The sequence below is a fragment of the Rhodoferax sp. UBA5149 genome, assembly GCF_002413825.1.
In the GTDB taxonomy this organism is placed as follows: Bacteria; Pseudomonadota; Gammaproteobacteria; order Burkholderiales; family Burkholderiaceae_C; genus Rhodoferax.
Genome location: NZ_DHXT01000012.1, coordinates 1 through 3463 on the forward strand (window position 1 = coordinate 1; position 3463 = coordinate 3463).

The window sequence follows — 3463 nt, forward strand, 5'->3', positions numbered from 1 at the left end:
GCCTCGGCCACGCCCGCACGCAGGCGCAGGCGCACCTCGCGCAGGTCCAGATGTTGGCCCGGCGTCTGCTCCAGATGCGCGCCCACGATGCTGGCCACCGGCCACTGGCTTGGCACCACGACACAACCCGGCGCCAGACGCAACTGCAACGCAGCGGGGTCATGCTGCAGCAGCAGGGCGAAGCTGGCGTGGTCCGGCGTTGGGTTGGCGGCACTGGCGCTGCGGTGCAAGGCCCACTCCACGCGCGCCACGTCGGCCAGATAGGGTTCGGTCGCCAGCTGTTCGCTGACCCGCACAAAATCGGCCAGTTCACCGCCCCACTGGGCCAAGTCGCCCCGAAGCGGCGGATGGGCATGCCACAAGGCGCGGGCCAGCGCGCTCAAACTCTCCACACCCAGCAATTGGGTCAGCACCGGATAGGCCGCCTGCACAGCCCGTTCGGCTGCGGCGTGCCCGTTGGCTTGATAGACTTTTAGCCCTCTAGCCCCCGTGCTATCTACGTAAAATGCTATATTATTTATAGCATCGTCGGGTGGCCACGCCCACAGTGCTTCCAGCAGTGCCTGCTGCTGGGCGGCCAAGGCGCTCATGGCGACACCCCGCTGGCGGCTTGGCTCATGGCGCTGGCACGCGCAGCCTCATCCAGCAGCACGTCCAGCGCGGGAATATCGGTGTCCCATTCAATCAGGGTGGGGATGAGCCCAAAACGCTGGACCGCGTGCTGGTAAATACGCCAGACTTCCTCGCACACCCGGCTGCCGTGGTCGTCAATCACGATCTCGCCCAAGGAAGCGTCGCCCGGCACCGCGCTCACCCGGCAGTGACCCGCCAGATGGATTTCCCCCACATCGGCGGGCGCCATGGCGTCCAGCCAGCTCAGGCAGTGTTGCACCGGGTCGCCGACCGCACCGTGGCGTTGCGCATTCAGGGCGTTGACGTAAATATTGTTCACATCCACCAGCAGGGCGCAGCCGGTGCGCCGCGCCAAGGCCGACAAAAAGTCGGGCTCGGACAGCGGCGGGGCGTCTGACAGCGTCTTCCAGCGCAGGTAGCTGGAGATGTTTTCCACCATGAAACGCCGCTGGAGGCGGTCTTGCACCCGCTGCACATTGGCGCACAACACGTCCAGCGCCTCGTGGCTGAACGGAATCGGCAGCAAATCAGCGGCGTGGACCGTGGCGCCGTTGAAACGACCGCGGGCAAAACTGGCGTGGTCGCTCACGCGCACCGGCTCCATGCGCTGCACCAGTCGGTCGAGCTGGTCCAGATGCCAGGGGTCGACACCGGCGACCGCGCCCAGCGACAAGCCGACACCGTGCAAACTGAGCGAATAGTGTGCGCGCGCCTGTTCCAGCACGGCCAACGCCGCGCCGCCCTCGGCAAAGAAGTTTTCCGAATGAACTTCGAGAAACCCCAGCGCCGGACGGCGTTCCAGCAACGCATCGTAGTGGGGATGGCGCCAGCCGATCCCCACCACCGGCGTGGCTGCGGCGCCTGGGTTGCTTAATCGATCAGGCATGGTCACGGCTTGGGCACATTCACAAGAGCGCAAAGGCCATCAGCCCTTCTTCATGGCCTTGACGTCGTCCATGGACAAGCCCTTCATGTCCTTGCAAGTGCCTTTGGCCACATATTTCCATTCACCCTTGTCCATGTCAGCTTTGGACTGTCCGGCACAGGAATGAACGCCGGAAATGCTGGCGCAGTCGTTTTGACCGGCTTTGGCAATACCAAAGCATTTTTCCTTTTCATCCGCCGCGTGGGCCGGGCCGGCGACAAAGGCGAGAGACATCAGGGAAGCTGCGGCGGCAGCGATCATGGCACGTTGATTCATTTGAAATACTCCTAGAATTGAAAAATTGAAAACCAAACCAGCCGGATCAATGCGCAGGTAGCGCGCCTTGACTGACTGGTTGTGGATTGGTCAGGGCACGAGCCGCTTTCTTACATCTTGGCGTCAGATTTTTCGGGGTCACGCGGAAAACCCTGACCTGACCCATCCCCCAGCACGCCGGGCCGCTCCAAGAAGTTGGCGGCGGCGCCCGTCGACCCCCTTAGACCCCCTTACACTGGGCGGTCCATCATGACCTATGCCGCCACACTCTCCTTTGAACAACAGCTGGTTGAACACCATGGCTATCTGCTGCGCTTCGCCCGCCTCCAGCTGCGCAACGAGACCTGGGCCGAGGACGCCGTGTCCGAGACCGTGCTGGCAGCGCTGGCCAAACCACAGGCATTCGCCAACCGTTCGCTACTGAAGACCTGGCTGGTCGGCATTTTGAAGCATAAAGTGATTGACGCCTTGCGCCATCACCGGCGCGAGGTCTGCGGCCTTGACAGTTCAGAGGATGACGATGCCGATCCGCTGGACTACCTCGGCTTCAAGGCGGACGGGCACTTCTCGCAACAACCGGCCGACTGGGGCAACCCCGAGCAGCAGATGAGCAGCCGCCAGTTCCTGGAGGTGCTGGACGCCTGCACCAACAAACTGCCAGCCACCCAGGGTCGGCTGTTTTTGATGCGGGAGTGGCTGGAACTCTCGAGCGAGGAGATTTGTAAGGAATTGAGCCTGACGCCGACCAACTTGTACGTGCAGCTGCATCGTGCCCGGCTCCGGTTGCGCGAGTGTCTGGAACTGAACTGGTTTGCCAAGCCCCACACCACATGACGCCTTTCCGTAGAACCTGCAAGGAAGTCACCGCCCTCGTGATTGCGCGGGAAGACCGCGCGCTGCCGTGGCGTGACCGGCTGGCACTGCGCCTGCACATGGCCATTTGCGCGGCCTGCCCCACGTTTGAGCGCCAGGTGTTCACGATGCGAAACGCCATGAAGCAGTGGCGAAATTACGAAGGTGCGGAGGCGCTTGCCCGCAGCGCCGACGATCAGTCGCCCCCGAAACCCTGAACCGGCGGTCTGGCGCTGCTTTCAACTTCCACCAAAAAAATTGTGAAAATATAAAACTTGACGCATAATGCACCTGTATTGCCGGAAATCGGTTGTACAAGTTTGCGGTGTTTAGTCAGTTTCGCGTCTGCTTTAAGTCTTCATTTGTTTGTTGATTGCGTGGTAATAGCGGTTTTGGACTCCATCGCGTTTTGAGTTATTTTGAGGAGTCCTTTCATGGGCAACAAACTTTACGTGGGCAACCTGCCCTACACTTTCCGTGACGAAGACCTGCAGCAAGCATTTGCCGCACACGGTACCGTCACCAGCGCCAAGGTCATGATGGAACGTGACACCGGCCGCTCCAAAGGCTTCGGCTTTGTGGAAATGGGCAGCGACGCTGAGGCACAAGCGGCTATCAGCGGCATGAACGGTCAACAATACGGTGGCCGCGGCCTCGTGGTGAACGAAGCCCGTCCGATGGAAGCACGTCCTCCCCGCACTGGCGGCGGCGGCTTCGGTGGTGGTGCTGGCGGTGGCGGCGGCTACGGCGGCGGCGCTGGCCACGGCGGCGCAGGCG

6 protein-coding genes are annotated in these 3463 nt (G+C 62.0%); 3 read left to right on the forward strand and 3 right to left on the reverse strand.

Features of this window, described 5'->3' with window-relative positions; translation table 11 throughout:
* The 3 genes from B3V69_RS00805 to B3V69_RS00815 form a co-directional block, all read right to left on the reverse strand.
* Window positions 1–590 (reverse strand): putative DNA-binding domain-containing protein (locus tag B3V69_RS00805; RefSeq protein ID WP_296442895.1); only part of this gene is annotated, 590 nt, incomplete at its 3' end.
* The gene (locus tag B3V69_RS00810) at window positions 587–1519 is read right to left on the reverse strand and encodes a DUF692 domain-containing protein (RefSeq protein WP_296442897.1); all 933 of its coding nucleotides are present in this window, start codon (window positions 1517–1519) and stop codon (window positions 587–589) included. The genes B3V69_RS00805 and B3V69_RS00810, both read right to left, overlap by 4 nt.
* A 39-nt stretch (window positions 1520–1558) precedes the next feature.
* On the reverse strand, window positions 1559–1834 hold the full coding sequence (locus tag B3V69_RS00815; protein WP_296442899.1) for a DUF2282 domain-containing protein: 276 nt from the start codon (window positions 1832–1834) through the stop codon (window positions 1559–1561).
* 249 nt (window positions 1835–2083) lie between these two features.
* Between B3V69_RS00815 and B3V69_RS00820 the strand changes: the two genes are divergently transcribed.
* The 3 genes from B3V69_RS00820 to B3V69_RS00830 form a co-directional block, all read left to right on the forward strand.
* Complete coding sequence (locus B3V69_RS00820) at window positions 2084–2668, forward strand: sigma-70 family RNA polymerase sigma factor (protein ID WP_296442901.1); 585 nt, start codon at window positions 2084–2086, stop codon at window positions 2666–2668.
* The gene (locus B3V69_RS00825; protein ID WP_296442902.1) at window positions 2665–2904 is read left to right on the forward strand and encodes a zf-HC2 domain-containing protein; all 240 of its coding nucleotides are present in this window, start codon (window positions 2665–2667) and stop codon (window positions 2902–2904) included. The genes B3V69_RS00820 and B3V69_RS00825 overlap by 4 nt, the downstream gene beginning before the upstream one ends.
* 216 nt (window positions 2905–3120) lie before the next feature.
* Window positions 3121–3463 (forward strand): RNA recognition motif domain-containing protein (locus B3V69_RS00830; protein ID WP_296442903.1); only part of this gene is annotated, 343 nt, incomplete at its 3' end.

Excerpts from the sequence above, each read along its gene's own strand:
- B3V69_RS00810 (WP_296442897.1), bottom strand. The coding sequence starts at position 1,519 with ATGCCTGATCGATTAAGCAACCCAGGCGCCGCAGCCACGCCGGTGGTG.
- B3V69_RS00815 (WP_296442899.1), bottom strand. The coding sequence starts at position 1,834 with ATGAATCAACGTGCCATGATCGCTGCCGCCGCAGCTTCCCTGATGTCT.
- B3V69_RS00820 (WP_296442901.1), top strand. The coding sequence starts at position 2,084 with ATGACCTATGCCGCCACACTCTCCTTTGAACAACAGCTGGTTGAACAC.
- B3V69_RS00825 (WP_296442902.1), top strand. The coding sequence starts at position 2,665 with ATGACGCCTTTCCGTAGAACCTGCAAGGAAGTCACCGCCCTCGTGATT.